Here is a 19,346-nt window from a genome sequence, read left to right as displayed (position 1 = left end):
CCTGTCCTGATCCTCATCGAGTACAAGGTCGAGAAACAGCATCGTTCAGCCTTCCTGCGTGCTCTCGACCACCTGTCTCAAGAACGCCGCCGCGATGGTGCCTATGGGTGGGGTGTGACGGAAGATTCCGCCGATCCGGAAAAGATCGTCGAGTGGTTCATGGTGGAATCCTGGGCCGAGCACCTCCGCCAGCACAAGCGGGTTTCCAACGCCGATGCAGACGTGCAGGGAAAGGTTCTAACTTACCATGTTGGTCCGGACAAACCAGTCGTTCGTCACTTCCTGACGATCAATCGGCCAGGGGCCGCATAACTCGGTCGAGGGCAGGGCGGCTTCGACCGCCCCCTCTATTATATCGTCTGGGGCAATGAACTCGAAACAATTGATGCAATTGTGATCAGGCGCATTCGACTGCACGATATGCCCACGCTGCGCGACACCCGCTGCCACAGCCACATCACTTACATATCGAGATCACAACGATGAAACTTCCTTCCCTCCCCACCATCTTGAGCTTCAACGGCGGCTACGTCGACACGCTGGGCTTCCTATCGCTTTCGGGGCTGTTCACGGCGCATGTCACAGGCAATTTCGTGACCTTGGGTGCAACGATGGCGCATGGTCTGGACGGGGCATGGTCGAAGGTGCTCGCACTTCCAATGTTTTGCCTGGTCGTCTTCGCATCCCGGATGGTCTGCCTGAAACTTCAGAGGGCGGATCACTCGCCCATCCGACCGATGCTGATTGTCAAACTGGTTCTCTTTATTGCAGTAGCCGTAATGGCGTTCGCTTACGGCCCCTTCCACAGTGACGACACAAGGATCACACTCACGGTTGGTCTGACGCTGGTATCGGCGATGGCGATACAGAACGGTCTCCACAAGGCGCATCTCGCAAAAGCCCCGCCATCAACGTTGATGACCGGAACGACGACGCAGATCATGCTCGATCTGGCCGACATCCTGGCCAATTCGAAACCCGAAGATATCATCGCGGCAAAGGCACGTGTGAAGAAGATGGGGACAGCCGTGGCGACCTTCGCTCTCGGTTGCGGCTTTGGTGCGCTGGGTTACATTTATGCGCCTGTAATCGCGTTCAGCCTGCCGGCCATTCTTGCCGCGGTTTCCCTGTTCGCAAGCAGCGCCGGGGCAGAATCCTGAAATCTGCCAGAACGCCTCATTCACCCGTTTTGTTGAAAGGAAATCCAGATGGATATCGGCCACGAAGCGGGCGGTCTCTCAAGCCTGATCGCTCCCGTCCTGAAGCCGCTTGCGATCGGCCTGAATTCTTCGGCGTCGAGGTGATTCTGGTCGGCGTCGTGATCGCGACGGTTCTTTACGGACGCGACCTCTTCTCCATCGGTAGCCGGGAAGCATACGAACGCTACCGCGCCAATCTCGGTCGCGGAATATTGCTGGGCCTCGAGGTCCTGATCGGCGCGGATATCATTGCCACGATCATCTCGCCACTGACATGGGAAAGCGTTGGTCTTCTTGGGATGATTGTGCTCATCCGGACCTTCCTGAGCTTCTCACTCGAAGCCGAGATCGGCGGCCAGTGGCCCTGGACGAAGAACTCGGTGCCGGCCCGGCAGACCCATTCGCGATCGTCTTCTCTGCCCGGCAAGCGCTAACCCTTATCAATTGCATCCGATTGGAACTGATCATGACAAAAAAATCGAATTTGGTCTCGATACATTCGGCGACGTGACCACCGGCTCAGATGGAGAACTCCTCTCCCAGCCGCAGGTGATCCGCAACGTCATCGAGGAGGCTGTCCTTGCTGACCGGATAGGGATCGACTTCTTCGGAGTTGGCGAACACCACCGCAGCGACTTTGCCGTTTCCGCTCCGGAAGTGGTGCTGGCCGCCATCGCGGCACGAACTGAACGCATCCGGCTCGGGTCTGCCGTCACTGTTCTGAGTTCCGATGACCCAATACGGGTGTTCCAGCGGTTTTCCACGATCGATGCGATTTCAAACGGACGCGCCGAAGTCATCCTAGGCCGCGGCTCTTTCATCGAGTCGTTTCCGCTGTTCGGCTACAACCTCTCGAAATACGAAGAGTTGTTTGAAGAGAAGCTGGACCTGTTCTCGGAGATCGTATCGAAGCAGGTGGTCAACTTTCGAGGGGAGTGGCGTGCGCCATTGGAACATCAGCGCATCTATCCGCCGATCGCCGAAGGACAGCTTAAGACCTGGATCGGTGTCGGTGGAAGCCCGGAATCGGTCATTCGTGCTGTGCGCTATGACATGAACCTGATGTTTGCCATCATCGGGGGGGATCCCGCCCGTTTCGCGCCCTATGTCGAGCTCTACAAAAAGGCATCCGAGCAGGCCGGGCATACGGCAGGCGATGTGCACTCGCCGGGATATGTTGCCGAGAGCGACGACCAGGCGCGACGCGATCTGTTTCCGCATTTCAAGAAAGTCCGGGATCGGCTCGGCAAGGAGCGGGGTTGGCCGCCGGTCACGGAAGCGGATTTTGACAACGAGATCGAACACGGATCGCTCTACGCTGGATCACCCGAGACCATTGCCAAGAAAATTGCAAACACTGTAGAGGCTCTTGGAATCTCGCGATTTCAGATGAAATATTCCGCTGGCTCGATGGACCATGAAAAGCTCATGCAGAGCATTGACCTCTATGGATCGAAAGTGACCGGCCTTGTGCGCGGCCTGCTCTAGAACGATTGACGCCCGGCATTTCGACGGCGCCACCGCCAACATCTTCGTGGTGGTTGGCGCACCGTGATTTCGTACAATTTCTGCCGGATCAGGCCAAGCGAGGCTTGTCGAGAATGGACGCATCCTAAAAAGGTGTCCCGTTATAACCTTCGGCATATTGGAGAAGGTGGTCCAGCAGCTTTGCTGCATATCGGGGCAGATGAAGTTTGTTTCTAACGCACAGATACAGCTCCCGCTCTGCCCACGGCTCGTCGATCTGCACGCTGCGCAAGCTCATGGTGAGACCGTACCGAGATGCGGCCGTTTGTGGCACAATGCCAATGCCTACACCGGTCTCGACCATACGGCTCAGCGACTCGAAATTCTCGCACCGGAGACGAATATTCGGCCGGCGTCCCGATTCGTTGGCTAGGCGACGGAGGAATTGCGATAACGCCACCTTCTCCGGCAAGCCGATCAACGGGCGGTCGAGGATCGASGAGAAATTGGCGRAGCCCGTCAATGKYGAAGWGGTCGGCACGATTAGCACAAGCCKRTCGTGCACAAACCGCCAYCGTTCCAGTCCGGTCATGTCTGCTGTCGCGGCAACCACGCCGATATCCGCTTCGCCATTGCGCAAAAGATTAACGACCTCGTGACTGGGCTTGTCCTTCATGGACAAGAATATGTCCGGGTTGTCTCTAAGAAATGGACCAAGTGCCTGAGGCATGTGCTCCGACAGCATGTTGGTGTTGGACAGCACGCGAACTGTTCCGCTTCGTCCCTCGGCAAATGTTTCAATGTCAATTTCGAGTTTGCGYGCGTYATCAAGTATGGTTCTGGCRTGGCGGGCAAACATATGCCCCGCCAGGGTCGGCCTTATGCCTCGCCCCGTGCGCTCGAAAAGCTCCAGGTTGAAGGCSCKTTCCAGCCGCTTCAGTCGATTGCTCAGGGCTGCAACGACTAGGTTGTTTTCCTCTGCTGCGGCCGAGAGGGTCCCGCGCTCGATTGCTGACACAAAAATCTTGAGGTCTGTAAAATCGAATTTCTGCATGCTTTCATCCATGGTGAAAGCTGCTTTTATGACAAATTGATTTTCAACGCCATCACTTCGGCGCTATGACCCGGGCCAAGTCGTGCCCGCGACACATCGACACGCCAAATGTCCTGTTCCAGGGGCTCTCTAAACAAGCATTTTCAAACAAAAAATTGCTTTAGAAGGAATGGTGCATTTCTGGTGGTTCTACGCGGGATCATGGCCACATGGATCAGCCTTGCTCGTGGGAGGGGAAGCTTGGTCTGGCAGATATCRTTCATGCTTGATGAAAGCGCGTTGCCYATGCCTAAGYTTCCTCYCACCTTGCGACCCGTTTTACTCTGTCTGACCACGCTGGTTGCAACGGCTGGCGCCAGCTTCGCGGACGATGCTTCAGATCTCGCGGCGCGTGGTCGCTACCTTGCGACGGCAGCCGACTGTGCCGCCTGTCACACCGCGCCGCATGGCGGCACGCCTTTTGCCGGCGGCTATGGTATCGACACTCCGCTCGGAAAGATATTCTCGACCAACATCACGCCGTCGAAGGATGACGGCATAGGCGATTATAGCGAAGAGGATTTCGCCCGCGCCGTGCGCGAAGGTGTCGCCAAGGATGGCAGCCATCTTTATCCGGCCATGCCTTACACGGCTTACGCCAAGATCACCGATGACGACATGAAGGCGCTTTATGCCTACTTCATGAACGAGGTAAAGCCGGACGATCACAAGCCGCMGAAAACCGAGCTGCCTTTCCCGTTCTCCATCCGGACCTCGATGGCCGTCTGGAACCTGCTGTTCCTCGACAAAGCCCGCTTTCAGCCCAACTTGGCAAAGTCGGCCGAATGGAACCGGGGTGCGTATCTTGCTGATGCGCTGGAGCACTGTTCGACGTGCCACACGCCACGCAACGCCTTCATGGCTGAAGACGCCAGCAAGCCGCTCGCCGGCGGTGCCGTCGGATCGTGGTATGCGCCCAACATCACCTCCGGCAAGGTCGCCGGTATCGGCGGCTGGTCCGACGATGAGCTGATCCGGTATCTGAAGACAGGTAATGTCGCCGGCAAGGCGCAGGCCGCCGGTCCAATGGCGGAAGCCGTCGAAAACAGCCTGCAATATCTGCCCGACGAAGATCTCAAGGCGATCGTCACCTATCTCAAGGACGTTCCCGCGATCGGAGCGGAAAATGCGCCGTCGCGCGCCGGTCTCGGCAAACCTTCGGTCGCGGTCGAGGCTTCGCTGCGCGGCCTGCCGGGCCGGGCACCTGACGAAAACGGTTACCACATCTTCAGCGGCAGTTGTGCCGCCTGTCACCAGGTTGAAGGGCAGGGCAACGATCATTATCCGTCGCTGTTCCACAACACCGCGACCGGTGAGGACCGTCCCGACAATCTCGTCTCGACCATCCTCTACGGCCTGCACCGCAAGGTTGGCGATCACGTCGCCTTCATGCCGGCCTTCGGCCCCGACGCCTCCTATACGGATCGTCTGTCCGACAAGGAGATCGCTGATGTCAGCAACTATGTTCTGGCAAACTACGGCAATCCGGCCGTCAAGGTCACGTCTGCCGACGTGGCTCGTATCCGCGATGGTGGCGAGAAGCCTCTGATCGTCAGGCTGGCGCCGCTGGCGGCACCTGCTGCGATCGCCGTTGCCGTCATCGTGCTTACCGTGGTCGTCTGGCTGCTGTCGCGCCGCCGTCGTTCGCGCCCGGCGCTTGGCTGAGCCTCTCCGCCTTCATCTTTCAGCATTGAACGCGCTCCATCGGAGATCCTGATGCCTTTTGATCCGTCTTCCCCGGCCGCGCTCGGCCAATCTCTCTCCCGTCGCAGTCTGCTGCGCGGCACCGCTGCCGTTGGCGGCCTGGCCATTGCTGCCAGCTTCGCCGGCCCGGTCTCGGCCTTTGCGGCTGACGACAGTGCCGCATCGTTTACCCAGCTGTCGGAATTCCTCACCGGCTATACGCTCGACCCTGTTCTCGGCGCTCGCTTCCTTGCGGCATTAAAGAAGCGCGATGCCGACCTCGATGCAAGCCTTACAGCGCTCTCCCAGCTGATCAAGCAGTCCGGCGTGCCGAACATGGATGGTTTTCTGGCGCTGACCGGCACCGATCCGGCGCTGATGAAGACCGCCACCAAGGTGGTGTCCGCCTGGTATCTCGGCGTCGTCGGCGAGCCGGAGGATGCGGAACTGATCACTTATGCCGATTCGCTGATGTACCGCCCCACCAAGGGCCTCCTTACCGTCCCGTCCTACGGTCCTGGCCCGAATGCTTGGGGACCGAAGCCCGGTAGCAAGATCTGACAGGAAAAAAGACAATGGCTAACACATCCTATGACGCGGACTTGATCGTCATCGGCTCCGGCGTCATGGGCGGCATCGTCGCCGCCAATCTCGCCAAGGCCGGCAAGAAGGTCATCGTTCTCGAAGCTGGTCCGCGCGTCAATCGCCGCGAGATCGTCGAGACCTACCGCAATGCGCCTGTAAAACTCTCACTGGCCAACGCCAAACTGCAAGGCGCCGGATCTCCGTTCCCGAGCCTACCTCATGCGCCGTCGACTTATGGCGACTACCTTCAATATGAAGGGCCGGTGAAGTACAACACCTCCTATCTGCGTGTCGTCGGAGGGACGACTTGGCATTTCGGTTCGGCGCTGTGGCGGATGATCCCGAACGATTTCAAGATCCAGTCGCTCTACGGTCGTGGTCGGGACTGGCCGATCGGTTACGACGATCTCGAGCAGTATTACAACAAGGCTGAACTCGAACTCGGCGTGACCGGCACGGACGGACAGGATGAAAGCGGCCAGGGCGGTGGCCCGATGCCGCCGCGTTCGATGCCGTTCCCGATGAAGCAGCTTAACACCAGTTACATGTTCGACACGCTGGCGGAAAAGCTTGCAGTGGGTGGCTTCAATCCGGTGCTGGAGCCGCATGGTCGCGCCTCGCGCCCTTACGGCAACCGTCCGGTCTGTGCTGGCAATAATAACTGTAATCCGGTCTGTCCCATCGGCGCAAAGTATGACGGCTCGATGCATATCGATGAAGCCGAACGGCATGGCGCGAAGCTCCTGGATAACTCTCCGGTTTACAGGATCGAGGCCGGAGACGATGGCAAGATCACAGCGATCTGGTACAAGAAGCCCGACAATTCCGAACATCGGCTGACGGCAAAATATTTCGTGCTTGCGGCCTACGGGATCGAATCCGCGAAACTGCTTTTGATATCGACCTCGGAAAAATATCCGAACGGTATTGCCAATTCGTCGGATCAGGTCGGACGAAACCTGATGGACCACACCGGCATCAGCATGAACATGCTGACAAAGGAAGATATGTGGCCGGGCGAAGGGCCGACCGAACTGCTGGTTTATCTCAACCAGCGTGATGGTGAATTCCGCAAGGCTTATCCAAGCTACAAGATCAAGGTCCGCAATACTGTGCCGACAGCACAGATGACTGAAGGTTTCATCAAAAAGGGTATTCTCGGATCGAAGCTCGATAAACAAATCCGCARATATTCSGCKCGCTCRCTCAAYTGGGCSATCGATTTYGARCCGCTKCCGCTGGCTGAAAACCGGGTGACGCCATCGAAGACCAAGTTCGATGCACTCGGCATCCCGGTTCCTGTCCTCTATTACAGCGTCACCGACTACTGGAATGCCGGTCGTGACCGCGGGCTTCAGGATTTGAACAAGATCGCAGAACTGCTGGATGCGGAAGTGTTGTCCACCGACGTGAAATGGCAGAACCGCCAGCACGTAATGGGTACAACGCGCATGGGTGATGACCCGGCGGATTCGGTCGTTGACCGCGATTGCCGCACACATGACCATCCGAACATGTTCATCGCTGGCACCAGCGTCATGCCCTCCGCCTCCTGCATGAACCCGACGCTTACAGGTGCGGCGCTCAGTGTCCGGATCGCAGAGCAGCTGATAAAGGAGATTTGACAACCTACCCCGTCGGCACGCAACCTCCTTGCGCACTTTGAAATTCTATCAGTGCGCAGTGGCCTGGCGAGATTAGGAGGCCGCAGGTTCTTATCCTTTCAAGGTGTTAACATCAAACCTTTGGCAGTTGGCTTGTCGGGTTGGGGTAGCCCGCAGAGAAATCAATTGACGCCCGCTCGAAGCAGGACATCGATCGCTGAGTCAAAATGTTCGGACATAGCGGCTTTCGCCCGCTGCGGGCTACGATCGTTGATCGCTTTTGCAATCCTGCGATGGCAACGAATGTTCTCTGTACGGTTCCCAAGTGTAGCACGGCTATGCCAACCGATGTGCCACGTCTGTTGTGTGACAACAACACAGTAAGGCCCAAAATACTCTGTTGGACCGATACTCACTGTTGCCTCCTTACCGGCGGCTCCGAGCGTTGATATTCACCAGAACCGCCTGACTTGTCTCGGAGAGTCGATCAAGCTGTTCGTAGACCAAGGAGAGCGTCGGCATTGCCGTAGGCGATGCGCTCCCTGTCCACGGGAGAAACCGGCAGGCTTTTGAGAAACGCCGTCCCGGCGCCATTCGTGGCGTACGGATAGTCAACCGAGAACAAGATGCGATCCGCACCGAAAGCGGTCAGCGCGGCGAGAAATGCGGACGTATCGAAGAAGCCACTGGTCGTGATCCAGACCTAATCCAGAATTGTCTGAGATACGCTGCGTTTTCGTCCGGTTTCCGCTCGCGTCCCGAAGGTCTCGTCGACGCGTTTGAGCAGCATCGGCAGTAACTCGCCCATGTGACCGATGATCAGCTTTAGTCCTGGGTTCCGATCGAGCGTGCCGGACAGCACGAGGCGAAGAATGTGGATGGCCGTTTCGGAATGCCAGCCAAAGCCTGCGTTGGACAGCAAATATGATGAAATCTCGCCCGGCAGTCCGCCATAATAAGCATCCCGCACTGAACGGGGCGGGGGTCCAGGATGAATATAAAGCGGGCACCCGAGCGCCTCGGCACGCGCCAGGATAGGTGCGAACCGCGGTTCGTCGAGGAACAGTCCATCCGTGGTTCCATTGATGGATGCGCCGCGAAAACCGAGATGTTTCACGCACCGTTCCAGTTCGTCTGCCGCCGCCGCAGGTTCTTTCATGGGCAAGTGGGCGAATGCCGCGAAACGATCGGGATGTCTTTCGACCGCAACAGCAAGTCGATCATTATAATCACGCGCAAAGCCGATGCCTTCTTCTCCAGCCAGCAATTCGGCGCCCGGACCTATGACCGACAGCACTTGCAGGGTGAGTTCAGCCTGGTTCATCGCATCGATGCGCCCCTGCTGTATATCGCCCAGCGCCTCGTTGAGAGGTCCCGGACCCCAATGACCGCTCGATGGCACCCAGCCGGCTTCTACGGCAACCGAACCCGGAATTCTTTGGGTCATTTCAGGGAGCATGACATGCTCCTCTAATGCAATGATACGCATGATCTCGTTTTCTCCATTCGGCGGCGGGACAAGTCTAAAGTACGCCGCCATCATTGTTAGTATCGCGTCCATTAATGGCGTAATACGCTTTGAAATGACTATCGATATCGAAAATCTGCCAATCGCACCCGTTCGGGCCCCGACGGCAGCCGCGTGGGACGTCGCGTTCGCGACACCCGCGATGGCGTTACTTGTCGGGTACGACGAGAACTGGGTCGAGCTGCCGCTGCACGAGCACGCGAGCGGGCAACTGATCATCGCGCTGAGCGGCGCGGTAATGTGCCATGTTCCCGGCTCGATATGGATCGTTCCAACCGGGTGCGCCGTGTGGATTCCAGCCGGCCTTCGGCACCGCAGTCCGGCATCGCTGCACTCGCGCATAGGCATCCTGTTCGTCAAGCAGGATGCCGCCTGCCTGCCCGATCATTGTTGCACTCTCGAGATCACCCCATTAGTGAGGGAGATAGTGCTGCGCCTGGTTGGCACGACCGTAGGGAGCGACGCCGACGAGCACGAGCTCCGCCTGATGAAGGTACTGTTGAAGGAACTGGAGGGAATGCCGACAGGTGGTTTGAGGCTTCCGGTTTCGTCCCATCCGAAGATGGTGGCGATCTAGGAGGCGCTGATGGCGCATCCGGGCGACCGCACGACGCTTGCCGAATGGTCAGGTCGGATCGCCACCAGCGAGCGCACCCTGGCCCGCTTGGTCTTCAGGGAAACGGGAATGACGTTCGGTCGATGGCGGCAGCAGCTGCATTTGCTTGTTGCCTTGTCCAAGCTGTCCGACGGAGTGCCAGTACAGCAAGTCGCCGAAGTCCTTGGCTACGAGTCGGCGACCTCCTTTATAACAATGTTCCGTAAGGCGTTGGGAACAACGCCGTCGCGATACTTCGACCGCACAGTTACCGATCCGCGAAGGCTTAGAAGGAAAAGTCAGCAAGCCGAATAGTTCGGTAAGTCGCTCAAAAGTTTGTCTCTCTGTTATCGATGCCCCTTGCTGCAAGGGCGTCTACAAGGCGATTTCCTACACTGAGAGGCGAGTGGCGGCGTCGCGATCAATGACCTTGAGAAGGATTGAGGACCAATTCACTTCAAATCGGCGTCTGTCTCTACTTAAATTGAGGCCTCCATCTTGCTCGATTCAGAGATTTCCGCCGCTGGCATTCCCGGTGCTGCTGTTTCCCTTGATCGGACCACCCAATGTGGCCTTGAACCACTCGACCACCCGGTCGATGATCGGCGGCTGATACCAGGTGAGATCGCCATGACCTGCGCCCTCGACAAGAACGTACTCAACCTTGTCGCCCTTCTTCTTCAGGGCCTCAAAGAGCTGCAGGCTCTGGAGGGGCGAAACGAGCGTGTCGGCGCTTCCATGCATGATGAGGAACGGCGGCTTGCTGCCTTCCACATGGCCCATGGGACTTGCCTGTAAGGCCTTCTCGGGGTCGCTACCGATCGATGCACCCGGGAAATCCCCAAACGCCGTGCCGTTCACCAGCAGCGCCTCGGTCACCGCCGGTGATTGATGCACCTTTGCGATATCATCCGGAAAGCCGTCGCCAATTTCCAGAAGGTTCGAGATCCCGTACATCGTCACGGCCGCCTGGACGTAGGAGGATTTGTCGAGGAACTGACCTTTGTCGAAGGCCTTTTCGCCATTCGTCATGCCCATCATCTGCGACACGTATCCGCCGGCTGAATCGCCAAGCACACCGATGCGTGCGGGGTCAATGCCATATTCGCCAGCATGTTCGCGCAGATAGCGGATAGCCGCCTTGCCGTCCTCGACAAGTGACGGATACTTGTCAGGAACCGTGCGGTATTGCGCGGCCGCGACCACGAAACCCGCCTTCGCGAGCGCCATGCGCAGATCGATGAACTTCTCATGATCCGCCGAGATAAAGCCGCCGCCCGGGAAATAAACGATCGCCGGCTTCAAATCGTTGGTCCGGGGGACCAGCAGCGACATTTCGAGCTGGGTAACGGCACGAACTTGCTTGATCTGCGTAAAAACCACGCCGCCGATCTCATCGATCTGGCCTTGCGTCTTTTCCACGCGAACCACCTGCGCACCCTCCGCGTAGCCAGGAAGCGAGGTCTTATCTTCAGCTTGGGCAAGATTGCTGGCCACTATGGTTGCTCCCAAAAATAAGGTGCCAAGACGTATTCTCTGCTTCGTCTTCATTTCGATTTTCTCCCAGGAAATGTGGATTAGATCACGCGTTAGACGGTCGTTGATATATTGCAGAACAAGAGCGTGCCTATCCGGCGGGCTCAGTCACGCTCATCGCTATGCCGGCTTTCGCTTATGCACTTTCGACSGTCGTCCAGAATTTCTCGGCCAATTCTGCCATGCGTGACCGGGATCGGATCAGCACGATCTTGACTGGTACGTTCCACGTCTCGTCGCCAGCGACTGCAAGCTTTCCTTCAGGCTCCAGCTCGGAGTTGGCAAGGCTGCGTGGTATCCACGCTACGCCTTTCCCTTCCAGTGCCAGCGCTTTCAAAACCATGGCCAAATGAGATGTGAACACGCGGGTAAGATGCAATTCGCTCCCGACGTGGGGCAGGTTAGCGGCGAGGATCCGTCCCATCCCCGATTTCTCGTCAAACGATATATGAGCGACGGGCTCGGATGGTGTCCCTGGCAGTCTATGGACTGGCGCTCCCTGTTTATTCTTTTGCGCCACCGGAAGAAGAACATCGCTGGCCAGATCCACATACTTGAAATCCGATTCATGCAACCGGATTTCGCTGTTCGGATGAAAGTGGCATAGGAGAAATTGTGCTCTGCCTTCCGCCATCATCTTTTCGCATTCATTCATGTTGTCCGAAAGGAGCCGGATCGGCACGGTGGCCACCGACGAGCCCAGACTTTGCATCCAACCCGGGAAAAAGGTGAACGATAGAGCGTGTGTCGCCGCAAACGTCAGCGTCGCGGTGGCGGATCGTTCCTGGCTCAGATCCTGAGTTGCCCTTTCGATCCTCTGAAGAATATCGTTTGCGGCATCCAGCATGATTTCACCGGCAGGCGTAATCCTGATGCGGTGCGTCGATCGGTCGACCAGAACGGACCCGCTCCAGTCCTCAAAGGCCTTTATCCGTCGACCGAAAGCGGGCTGGGTAATGTTGCGCATCTCCGCAGCCCTCGAAAAATTGAGAGTGTCGGCGAGTGCTCGCAGATCTAAAAGCCAGGCAGTATCCATCTCATCCTCATCACTTACGGCATCGATTGAAGCCGAAACGGCATTGGACCGTCAATCGCTTGTTCGCGAGTGTGTTGCATTGAGGAGTGCCGTTGTTGGAGACGACGGCAAATGGGAGGAAGACAATGAAGTTACTACCGATCATAGCTGCTTTTACACTATCCGTCACCCCGGTTTTTGCAGCCGATTACCCTGAACGCAACATATTCATGGTGGTCCCTTATGCAGCGGGTGGGCCGACCGAYACCATYGCCCGRCTKACYGCRGACGCSATGTCRAAGTCRCTCGGCAAGCAGATCGTCGTWGAGAACGTTGCGGGYGCCGGTGGAACGATYGGTGCCCGKCGTGTGGCAGACGCGGATCCGGACGGGTATACGATCCTCGTYCATCATATCGGAATGGCGACCGCACCAGCACTCTACAGACAGCTACCTTACAAACCGAAGGAAGCTTTCGAGCCGATCGGCCTCGTCAGCGATGCTGCAATGACTGTGATTGCGCGCAATGGGTTTCCGGCTTCGAGCTTTCAGGAACTCGTCGCCTATATCAAGCAGAACAGCACTCAGGTCACTTATGCCCATGCTGGGATCGGAGCCGCATCCCACCTCTGCGGCACGTTGTTCATGTCAACCATTGGCACGCAAATGACCACCGTACCCTACAAGGGTAATGGTCCGATCATGACTGACCTACTGGGCGGTCAGATCGATATGACCTGCGACCAGGCGACGAATACCGTCGGGCCGATCACGCAGAAGCAAGTGAAAGCCTATGCAATTACAAGTGAGGCACGGGCTGAAACGCTGCCCGATGTCCCAACAACCACTGAAGCTGGATTGCCCGAGTTCAAAGTTGGCGTTTGGCACGGCGTATACGCGCCCAAAGGYACTCCGAAAGACGTYYTGGAYAAGCTGACGACGGCACTCCARGCCGCAATGGACGATGCTACCTTGAAAGAACGCTTCGGCCAGATCGCCACTATGCCAGCAACGAAGGACCAGGCGACCCAGGAGGCGCTTCGCACCAAGCTCGATTCCGAAATCAAGCGGTGGGATCCCATTATCAAGGCTGCCGGTCAGTTTGCAGATTAACGGTGATGGTTCGGCTGTGGGGTAAAGCCCGCAGTCGAACGGAGGACTACCATGGATATCAAGAATGTTACCGCTTCCGGCACGCTGCTGGCCGTCGGGATCGGTTTCGGAATTTCGTCCGTGTTTACAATGGACGTCGGCTCTGCACTCAGAATGGGCCCGGGCTATTTCCCTCTGATCCTGTCGATCGTCATCACGGTGATCGGCATCGCCATCGGCATAAAGGCACTCAGGGACACTGAAGGCTTTCACCCGCAGATCGCACCCTTGCGGGCTCTGGCCGCCATCATCATCGCGCCGATCCTGTTCGGCCTGACCGTCCGTGGCCTGGGGTTTGTGCCAGCGGTTGCGCTCACCTCGTTGTCCGCGGCAACAGCGGCGACCGGGCAAAGGCCGCTCGTCGTTCTCGCCATCACGCTCGGCATTACCGTGTTCTGTCTGGGCGTCTTCTATTATGGCCTCGGGCTGCCCGTCCGTCTTATCGGCCCCTGGCTGGGAGTTTAGGCTATGATGGATCTCATCAGTAATCTCGGCCTCGGGCTGAGCGCCGCGCTGACGCCCTACAATATTCTCTTTTGCTTCGTGGGCACGCTGCTCGGAACGCTGGTGGGCGTTCTCCCGGGGATMGGCCCGACGGCRACGATCGCCATGCTYCTGCCGATCACSCTGTCGCTTTCGCCCGAAACATCCCTSATCATGCTTGCSGGCATCTACTACGGCGCGCAGTACGGCGGCTCGACGACGGCAATTCTGATCAATCTGCCGGGCGAATCCTCGTCGGCCGTGACAGCTCTGGACGGATACCAGATGGCACGGCAGGGGAGAGCGGGGCCGGCGCTGGCGGCCGCAGCGCTCAGTTCCTTCTTCGCCGGAACTATCGCGACCGTCGTCGTGGCTGCCCTTGCGCCGCCCTTGACGAGAATTGCATTAAAATTCGGGTCGCCTGAATATTTCGGCCTGATGGTGCTCGGGCTCGCTGCCTCCATTGTTCTCGCCCGCGGATCGGTGCTGAAGACAATCGCGATGGTTTCAATGGGCCTCGTCTTCGGACTTGTCGGAACCGACATCAATACCGGAGCGATGCGCTTCACGCTTGGTCGCAGATTTCAAGGCTATGATCGGGCCCGCTTGCCGGGGCACATTGCTGGGTTCCGCCTTAGGGGTTCTTCCGGGCGGCGGTGCAATCCTGGCGTCCTTCGCATCCTATGCGCTTGAGAAGAAGATCTCCAAGACGCCAGAGCGCTTTGGTAATGGCGCGATCGAGGGTGTGGCGGGACCGGAGGCCGCCAACAATGCCGGGGCGCAGACCTCGTTCATTCCGATGCTGACCCTTGGCGTGCCGGCCAATCCCGTTATGGCACTCATGATCGGCGCGATGATCATCCAGGGCATCGTGCCCGGCCCGCAGGTCGCGACCGAACAGCCCGTCCTGTTCTGGGGATTGATCGCCTCGATGTGGATCGGCAACCTGCTGCTGGTGATCCTGAACCTACCGTTGATCGGCCTGTGGGTGAAGCTTCTGACGGTTCCCTACACGGTGCTGTTTCCCGCCATCCTCGCCTTTGCCTCCATCGGCGTTTACAGCGTGAATTCTAACACGTTCGATCTTTACGTGATGGCAGCGTTTGGCATGTTTGGCTACGCCTTGTCGAAACTGGATTTCGAACCTGCGCCCATGCTGCTGGGGTTTGTCCTTGGCCCCCTGCTGGAAGAGCATCTGCGCAGGGCGATGACGATTTCGCACGGCGACGTTTCCGTCTTCTTTACCCGGCCCATCAGCGCAGGACTTCTGACGGTTGCCCTCATCGTGCTGATCGTCGCCTTTCTTCCTAACATCGCGAGACGTCGCAAACAGGTCTTCGTCGAGGAAGACTGATAGAATTGGAGCATGACTTTGGAAAACAGAACCAACCGCATACATAAGATCGCCTCCATCGCCGGAGATGGCATCGGCAAGGAAGTCGTACCAGAGGGCCTCCGCGTTCTTGAAGCGGCATCGAAAAAGTTCGGCTTCGAACTCCAGATCGACACTTTCGACTTTGCCTCCTGCGACTACTACGTGAAGTATGGACAGATGATGCCGGAGGACTGGAAGGCGCAGATCGGCAGCCATGACGCGATCTTCTTCGGTGCGGTTGGCTGGCCGGAGATCGTTCCCGATCATATTTCGCTCTGGGGCTCGCTCATCCAATTCCGCCGCGAGTTCGACCAGTATGTGAGCCTGCGCCCCGTGCGCCTGATGCCGGGCGTGACCTCGCCGCTGGCCGGCAGAGGCCCCGGCGATATCGACTTCTACGTCGTGCGCGAGAACACCGAGGGCGAATATTCCTCGGTCGGCGGGCGCATCTTCCCGGGAACCGAGCGGGAAACGGTTCTACAGGAAACGGTGATGACGCGAATCGGCGTCGACCGCATCCTGAAGTTCGCTTTCGATCTCGCGCAGAACCGCCCTCGCAAGCGGCTGACATCCGCCACGAAGTCGAATGGCATCTCTATCTCTATGCCCTACTGGGACGAGAGGGTCGAGGAGATGGCGAAGGCCTATCCGGACATCGCCTGGGACAAGTATCATATCGATATCCTCTGCGCGCATTTCGTGCTGAACCCGGACCGCTTCGACGTGGTCGTCGCGTCGAACCTGTTCGGCGACATTCTTTCGGATCTCGGGCCGGCGTGCACGGGCACGATCGGCATCGCGCCTTCCGGCAATATCAATCCGGAGCGGAAATTCCCATCCCTGTTCGAGCCCGTCCACGGATCGGCGCCGGACATTGCGGGGCAGGGCATCGCCAACCCCATCGGGCAAATATGGTCGGCCGCGATAATGCTCGATCATCTCGGAGAGCATGACGCCAGCGCGGCCGTCATGGCTGGGATCGAGACAGTGCTTGCCGACCAAAGGCTTCGGACACGCGACCTGGGCGGCGACGCGAACACCGTGGCGTGCGGAAAGGCGGTTGCGGAGACCCTTGGATGACATGCTGTGGCACCGAATATGCCGCTAGCCGCTCGCTGAAGCCGAATTGGCATCGTCGGGTATTCGGTTCTATGGAGGCGGATAGAGCCGATTCAGTCAAGCATCGTTGTTTTCCGGCCTAGTCTTCATTTCGTTTCGTCAAACTACGAGAGCTACCATGCCGAAACGGCACCAATACAAATCGTCAGAGCATTGGAAGGCGCGGCCGCGCTCGGCTACCAAGGCTTTAGTCCTCTCGTCTGATCGCTACGAAGGTGCGGCAGAGAGACAACACTCGCTATCTACCTAAAAACTGAACCGGAGATCCAAATGCGTATCGTCGACGTCTGCGAAGTCACCAAGCCCATCGCTTCGCCCATCCGCAATGCCTATATCGACTTCTCGAAGATGACAGCCAGCCTCGTCGCCGTCGTCACCGATGTTGTCAAGGACGGCCGTCGTGTCGTCGGCTATGGCTTCAACTCGAACGGCCGTTACGGCCAGGGCGGCTTGATCCGCGAACGTTTCAAGGACCGTATTCTTGAAGCCGATCCGGCAGACCTGATCAACGACGCCGGCACCAATCTCGACCCGCACAAGATCTGGGCGAAGATGATGATGAACGAGAAGCCCGGCGGTCACGGCGAGCGCTCGGTCGCCGTCGGCACCCTCGACATGGCGATCTGGGATGCCGTCGCCAAGATCGAGGGCAAGCCGCTCTTCCGCTATCTCGCCGACATGAAGGGCCGGGAAGCCAATCCGCGGGTCTTCGTCTATGCGGCCGGCGGCTACTACTATCCCGGCAAGAACAACAGCGCGCTGCGCAAGGAAATGCGCGGCTATCTCGACCGCGGCTACAATGTCGTGAAGATGAAGATCGGCGGCGCGTCGGTCGAGGAAGACCGCGGCCGTATCGAATCCGTGCTCGAGGAAATCGGCTCGCAGGCGAAGCTCGCGGTGGATGCGAACGGCCGCTTTGATCTGGAGACCGGCGTCGCCTATGCCAAGATGCTGCGTGACTATCCGCTCTTCTGGTACGAGGAAATCGGCGATCCGCTCGACTATGCGCTGCAGGCGGCCATCTCCGAATTCTACGATGGCCCGATGGCAACCGGCGAGAACCTCTTCTCCCACCAGGATGCCCGCAACCTGCTGCGCTACGGCGGCATGCGGCCCGACCGCGACTTCCTGCAGTTCGACTGCGCGCTCTCCTACGGTCTGGTCGAGTACCTGCGCACGCTGGACGTGCTGCGCCAGTTCGGCTGGTCGCCGTCGCGCTGCATCCCGCATGGCGGCCACCAGATGTCGCTCAACATCGCCGCCGGCCTCGGGCTGGGCGGCAACGAGAGCTATCCGGACCTCTTCCAGCCCTATGGCGGCTTCCCGGACGGCGTGAAGGTCATCGACGGCCACATCACCATGCCGGAACTGCCGGGCATCGGCTTCGAAGGCAAGTCCGACCTGATCAAGGTCATGCGCGAACTCGCCGAATAACGGCGTCTCCCGTGGGGAGCGTATCCGCGCTCCCCTGGTGGATCTTTGCGGAAGCGCCCACGTCGCTGTCAGGCAACGCCGGCGTTCGTTCACGGCAGGATGCGCGGATCGAGCCCGTATTGGGGCGGTGCGCCGAGATGGTCGCGCAGGGTCGCGCCCTCATAGTCGCGATGAAACAGCCCGCGCTCCTGCAGGAGAGGGACCAACCCATCGACGAGCGCATCGATTCCGTCCTCGTAGACGTCCGGCGACAGCCAGAAGCCATCGGCCGCACCCGCCTCGAACCAGGTCTGCATATGGTCGGCAGCTTCGACTGCGGGGCCGGCGATGACTGGGTGATAATCGATCACGCCATGCGCCAGAATATCCCGCAGGCTCCAACCCTCCCGGGCGATGTTGAGGGCACGGGGCGACCGGGGATCGCGCGGCGAAGGGCGAGCAGTCGCAAGTTGAGCCTGTGACAGCGGCTCGTCGAGCCGTGCCGCGTCCAGCTGCAATCCCAGCATCTGCCCGAGATATTCTACGCGCTGCGGGAAGGTTTCTCCGCTGACCGCAATCCGGCGATCAAGCCCGCTTCGTCTGTCGGGCGTGATCGTCGTCATGAGGCCAGGGAAAAACTTTATCTCGTCAGGATCGCGACCAACACGTTCCGCAGCGTTGCGGAGCGCCATGCGCTGGGCACGGGCCGCCTCGATGGTGTAGACCGCCCCGATCACGCCGCTTGCATAACGGGCCGCGACCTCCAATCCCTGGTCGCCCCCGCCTGCCTGGAAGATGACGGGCTGCCCCTGTTCTGACGGCGGGAGGGGCAGCGGACCGCTTGAACCGACATGATTTCCTCGTAGATTGATGGGCTGGATCCTGAAAGGGTCCGCAAAGCGCCCCGATGCGGCGTCGTGCAGCCATGCTCCCTTTTCCCAGCTGCCCCACAGTGCCTGAACGATCTGGATCGACTCGTGAAGCCGCTGGTACTTTTCGCCGCGGGACGGCAGGTCGCGACCGTAATTGGCCGCGATCGCGGGATCGCTGGTCGGAACCGCGTTCCATCCTGCCCGGCCGTGGCTCATCAGGTCGAGGGCCTTGAATTGGCGCGCCAGATTATAGGGCTCGGTGAAGGTGGTCGAACCGGTCGCGACCAATCCGATCCGTTCGGTCCCGCGCGCGACGGCCGCGAGCGTCATCATCGGATCGATGTTAATCATCGGAGCTTCGGTTTCGACATTGCCGGTCAACACCGGAAAGTCCGGCATGAACAGGAACTGAAACTTGCCCCGTTCCGCCGCTTGGGCGTAGCGCACCTGGCTGTCGAAATTCGTGTAGTTCAGGGGATCGACCCCGGCCATGCGCCATGCGCCCGGCTGGGAACCATAACCGTTTCCGAAATGCATTCCGATCATCATTTTACGCGACATTACCGATTCCATGTTTATGCGCCTCCGCGGCTTACGGGCCGCGGGTCATCAGTTTTTTACCGGGGAT

17 protein-coding genes and 3 pseudogenes are annotated in these 19,346 nt (G+C 58.7%); 14 read left to right on the top strand and 6 right to left on the bottom strand.

Annotation, left to right across the window (positions count from 1 at the left end; all coding sequences use genetic code 11):
• From AB4Z23_RS26790 to AB4Z23_RS26775, 4 genes and pseudogenes are all read left to right on the top strand, one after another.
• Positions 1-312: MFS transporter (locus tag AB4Z23_RS26790; protein WP_441360798.1), on the top strand; the 312-nt coding region annotated here is incomplete at its 5' end.
• 170 nt (positions 313-482) lie between these two features.
• A complete protein-coding gene (locus tag AB4Z23_RS26785) occupies positions 483-1,160 on the top strand; it encodes a YoaK family protein (RefSeq protein ID WP_441361105.1) in 678 nt (225 codons plus the stop codon).
• 48 nt (positions 1,161-1,208) lie between these two features.
• Positions 1,209-1,633 (top strand): annotated as a pseudogene (locus AB4Z23_RS26780) (DUF1622 domain-containing protein).
• Positions 1,634-1,652: 19 nt separating this feature from the next.
• Positions 1,653-2,687, top strand: a complete 1,035-nt coding sequence (locus AB4Z23_RS26775; protein WP_441361106.1) for an LLM class flavin-dependent oxidoreductase — start codon at positions 1,653-1,655, stop codon at positions 2,685-2,687.
• Between the two features lie 124 nt (positions 2,688-2,811).
• On the opposite strand, the gene AB4Z23_RS26770 is transcribed toward AB4Z23_RS26775, so the two are convergent.
• On the bottom strand, positions 2,812-3,720 hold the full coding sequence (locus AB4Z23_RS26770; protein ID WP_441361104.1) for a LysR family transcriptional regulator: 909 nt from the start codon (positions 3,718-3,720) through the stop codon (positions 2,812-2,814).
• A gap of 306 nt (positions 3,721-4,026) precedes the next feature.
• Here AB4Z23_RS26770 and AB4Z23_RS26765 point away from each other — a divergent pair, with 306 nt between their 5' ends.
• Genes AB4Z23_RS26765 through AB4Z23_RS26755 form a run of 3 tightly spaced genes read left to right on the top strand, consistent with a single transcriptional unit; the run spans position 4,027 to position 7,652 of the window.
• Complete coding sequence (locus AB4Z23_RS26765; protein ID WP_441361103.1) at positions 4,027-5,424, top strand: c-type cytochrome; 1,398 nt, start codon at positions 4,027-4,029, stop codon at positions 5,422-5,424.
• Positions 5,425-5,475: 51 nt separating this feature from the next.
• Positions 5,476-6,003 carry a sugar dehydrogenase complex small subunit gene (locus AB4Z23_RS26760; RefSeq protein WP_441361102.1) on the top strand — a complete coding sequence of 176 codons (528 nt, stop codon included), beginning with the start codon at positions 5,476-5,478 and terminating at the stop codon, positions 6,001-6,003.
• A gap of 14 nt (positions 6,004-6,017) precedes the next feature.
• The gene (locus tag AB4Z23_RS26755; RefSeq protein ID WP_441361101.1) at positions 6,018-7,652 is read left to right on the top strand and encodes a GMC family oxidoreductase; all 1,635 of its coding nucleotides are present in this window, start codon (positions 6,018-6,020) and stop codon (positions 7,650-7,652) included.
• A gap of 161 nt (positions 7,653-7,813) precedes the next feature.
• Here the strand turns inward: AB4Z23_RS26755 and AB4Z23_RS26750 are convergent, their stop codons facing one another.
• On the bottom strand, positions 7,814-8,047 hold the full coding sequence (locus tag AB4Z23_RS26750) for an FCD domain-containing protein (RefSeq protein WP_441361100.1): 234 nt from the start codon (positions 8,045-8,047) through the stop codon (positions 7,814-7,816).
• A gap of 71 nt (positions 8,048-8,118) precedes the next feature.
• Positions 8,119-9,078, bottom strand: a pseudogene (locus AB4Z23_RS26745) (amidohydrolase family protein).
• Between the two features lie 40 nt (positions 9,079-9,118).
• Here AB4Z23_RS26745 and AB4Z23_RS26740 point away from each other — a divergent pair.
• Together AB4Z23_RS26740 and AB4Z23_RS26735 are read left to right on the top strand one after the other, a co-directional pair.
• Positions 9,119-9,736, top strand: a complete 618-nt coding sequence (locus tag AB4Z23_RS26740; protein ID WP_441361099.1) for an AraC family ligand binding domain-containing protein — start codon at positions 9,119-9,121, stop codon at positions 9,734-9,736.
• Positions 9,737-9,745: 9 nt separating this feature from the next.
• Entirely contained in the window at positions 9,746-10,069 is a 324-nt protein-coding gene (locus AB4Z23_RS26735) for a helix-turn-helix domain-containing protein (RefSeq protein ID WP_441361098.1), read from the top strand.
• 192 nt (positions 10,070-10,261) lie between these two features.
• On the opposite strand, the gene AB4Z23_RS26730 is transcribed toward AB4Z23_RS26735, so the two are convergent.
• Together AB4Z23_RS26730 and AB4Z23_RS26725 are read right to left on the bottom strand one after the other, a co-directional pair.
• The gene (locus AB4Z23_RS26730; protein WP_441361097.1) at positions 10,262-11,305 is read right to left on the bottom strand and encodes an alpha/beta hydrolase fold domain-containing protein; all 1,044 of its coding nucleotides are present in this window, start codon (positions 11,303-11,305) and stop codon (positions 10,262-10,264) included.
• Between the two features lie 121 nt (positions 11,306-11,426).
• Complete coding sequence (locus tag AB4Z23_RS26725) at positions 11,427-12,326, bottom strand: LysR substrate-binding domain-containing protein (RefSeq protein ID WP_441361096.1); 900 nt, start codon at positions 12,324-12,326, stop codon at positions 11,427-11,429.
• Between the two features lie 125 nt (positions 12,327-12,451).
• Between AB4Z23_RS26725 and AB4Z23_RS26720 the strand changes: the two genes are divergently transcribed.
• The 5 genes and pseudogenes from AB4Z23_RS26720 to AB4Z23_RS26700 all read left to right on the top strand — a co-directional run bounded on the left by AB4Z23_RS26720 (position 12,452) and on the right by AB4Z23_RS26700 (position 17,867).
• Positions 12,452-13,417, top strand: coding sequence for a tripartite tricarboxylate transporter substrate-binding protein (locus tag AB4Z23_RS26720; RefSeq protein WP_441361095.1), 966 nt, complete (start codon positions 12,452-12,454; stop codon positions 13,415-13,417).
• A 51-nt stretch (positions 13,418-13,468) separates the two neighbouring features.
• Entirely contained in the window at positions 13,469-13,921 is a 453-nt protein-coding gene (locus AB4Z23_RS26715) for a tripartite tricarboxylate transporter TctB family protein (protein ID WP_441361094.1), read from the top strand.
• A gap of 6 nt (positions 13,922-13,927) precedes the next feature.
• Positions 13,928-15,293 (top strand): annotated as a pseudogene (locus AB4Z23_RS26710) (tripartite tricarboxylate transporter permease).
• 12 nt (positions 15,294-15,305) lie between these two features.
• On the top strand, positions 15,306-16,394 hold the full coding sequence (locus tag AB4Z23_RS26705; RefSeq protein ID WP_441361093.1) for a tartrate dehydrogenase: 1,089 nt from the start codon (positions 15,306-15,308) through the stop codon (positions 16,392-16,394).
• Between the two features lie 309 nt (positions 16,395-16,703).
• Positions 16,704-17,867, top strand: a complete 1,164-nt coding sequence (locus AB4Z23_RS26700; RefSeq protein ID WP_441361092.1) for a mandelate racemase/muconate lactonizing enzyme family protein — start codon at positions 16,704-16,706, stop codon at positions 17,865-17,867.
• 89 nt (positions 17,868-17,956) lie between these two features.
• Here AB4Z23_RS26700 and AB4Z23_RS26695 read toward each other — a convergent pair whose 3' ends face one another.
• On the bottom strand, positions 17,957-19,279 hold the full coding sequence (locus AB4Z23_RS26695; protein ID WP_441361091.1) for an NtaA/DmoA family FMN-dependent monooxygenase: 1,323 nt from the start codon (positions 19,277-19,279) through the stop codon (positions 17,957-17,959).
• Positions 19,280-19,346 lie beyond the last annotated feature (67 nt).

The organism is Agrobacterium sp. MCAB5, from assembly GCF_052114365.1.
In the GTDB taxonomy this organism is placed as follows: Bacteria; Pseudomonadota; Alphaproteobacteria; order Rhizobiales; family Rhizobiaceae; genus Agrobacterium; species Agrobacterium tumefaciens.
The sequence above is the reverse complement of the archived record's forward strand: the minus strand, read 5'-3'. Positions and strand labels throughout refer to the sequence as shown.

Excerpts from the sequence above, each read along its gene's own strand:
- AB4Z23_RS26785 (WP_441361105.1), top strand. The coding sequence starts at position 483 with ATGAAACTTCCTTCCCTCCCCACCATCTTGAGCTTCAACGGCGGCTAC.
- AB4Z23_RS26760 (WP_441361102.1), top strand. The coding sequence starts at position 5,476 with ATGCCTTTTGATCCGTCTTCCCCGGCCGCGCTCGGCCAATCTCTCTCC.
- AB4Z23_RS26740 (WP_441361099.1), top strand. The coding sequence starts at position 9,119 with ATGATCTCGTTTTCTCCATTCGGCGGCGGGACAAGTCTAAAGTACGCC.
- AB4Z23_RS26735 (WP_441361098.1), top strand. The coding sequence starts at position 9,746 with ATGGCGCATCCGGGCGACCGCACGACGCTTGCCGAATGGTCAGGTCGG.
- AB4Z23_RS26730 (WP_441361097.1), bottom strand. The coding sequence starts at position 11,305 with ATGAAGACGAAGCAGAGAATACGTCTTGGCACCTTATTTTTGGGAGCA.
- AB4Z23_RS26715 (WP_441361094.1), top strand. The coding sequence starts at position 13,469 with ATGGATATCAAGAATGTTACCGCTTCCGGCACGCTGCTGGCCGTCGGG.
- AB4Z23_RS26705 (WP_441361093.1), top strand. The coding sequence starts at position 15,306 with ATGACTTTGGAAAACAGAACCAACCGCATACATAAGATCGCCTCCATC.
- AB4Z23_RS26700 (WP_441361092.1), top strand. The coding sequence starts at position 16,704 with ATGCGTATCGTCGACGTCTGCGAAGTCACCAAGCCCATCGCTTCGCCC.
- AB4Z23_RS26695 (WP_441361091.1), bottom strand. The coding sequence starts at position 19,279 with ATGTCGCGTAAAATGATGATCGGAATGCATTTCGGAAACGGTTATGGT.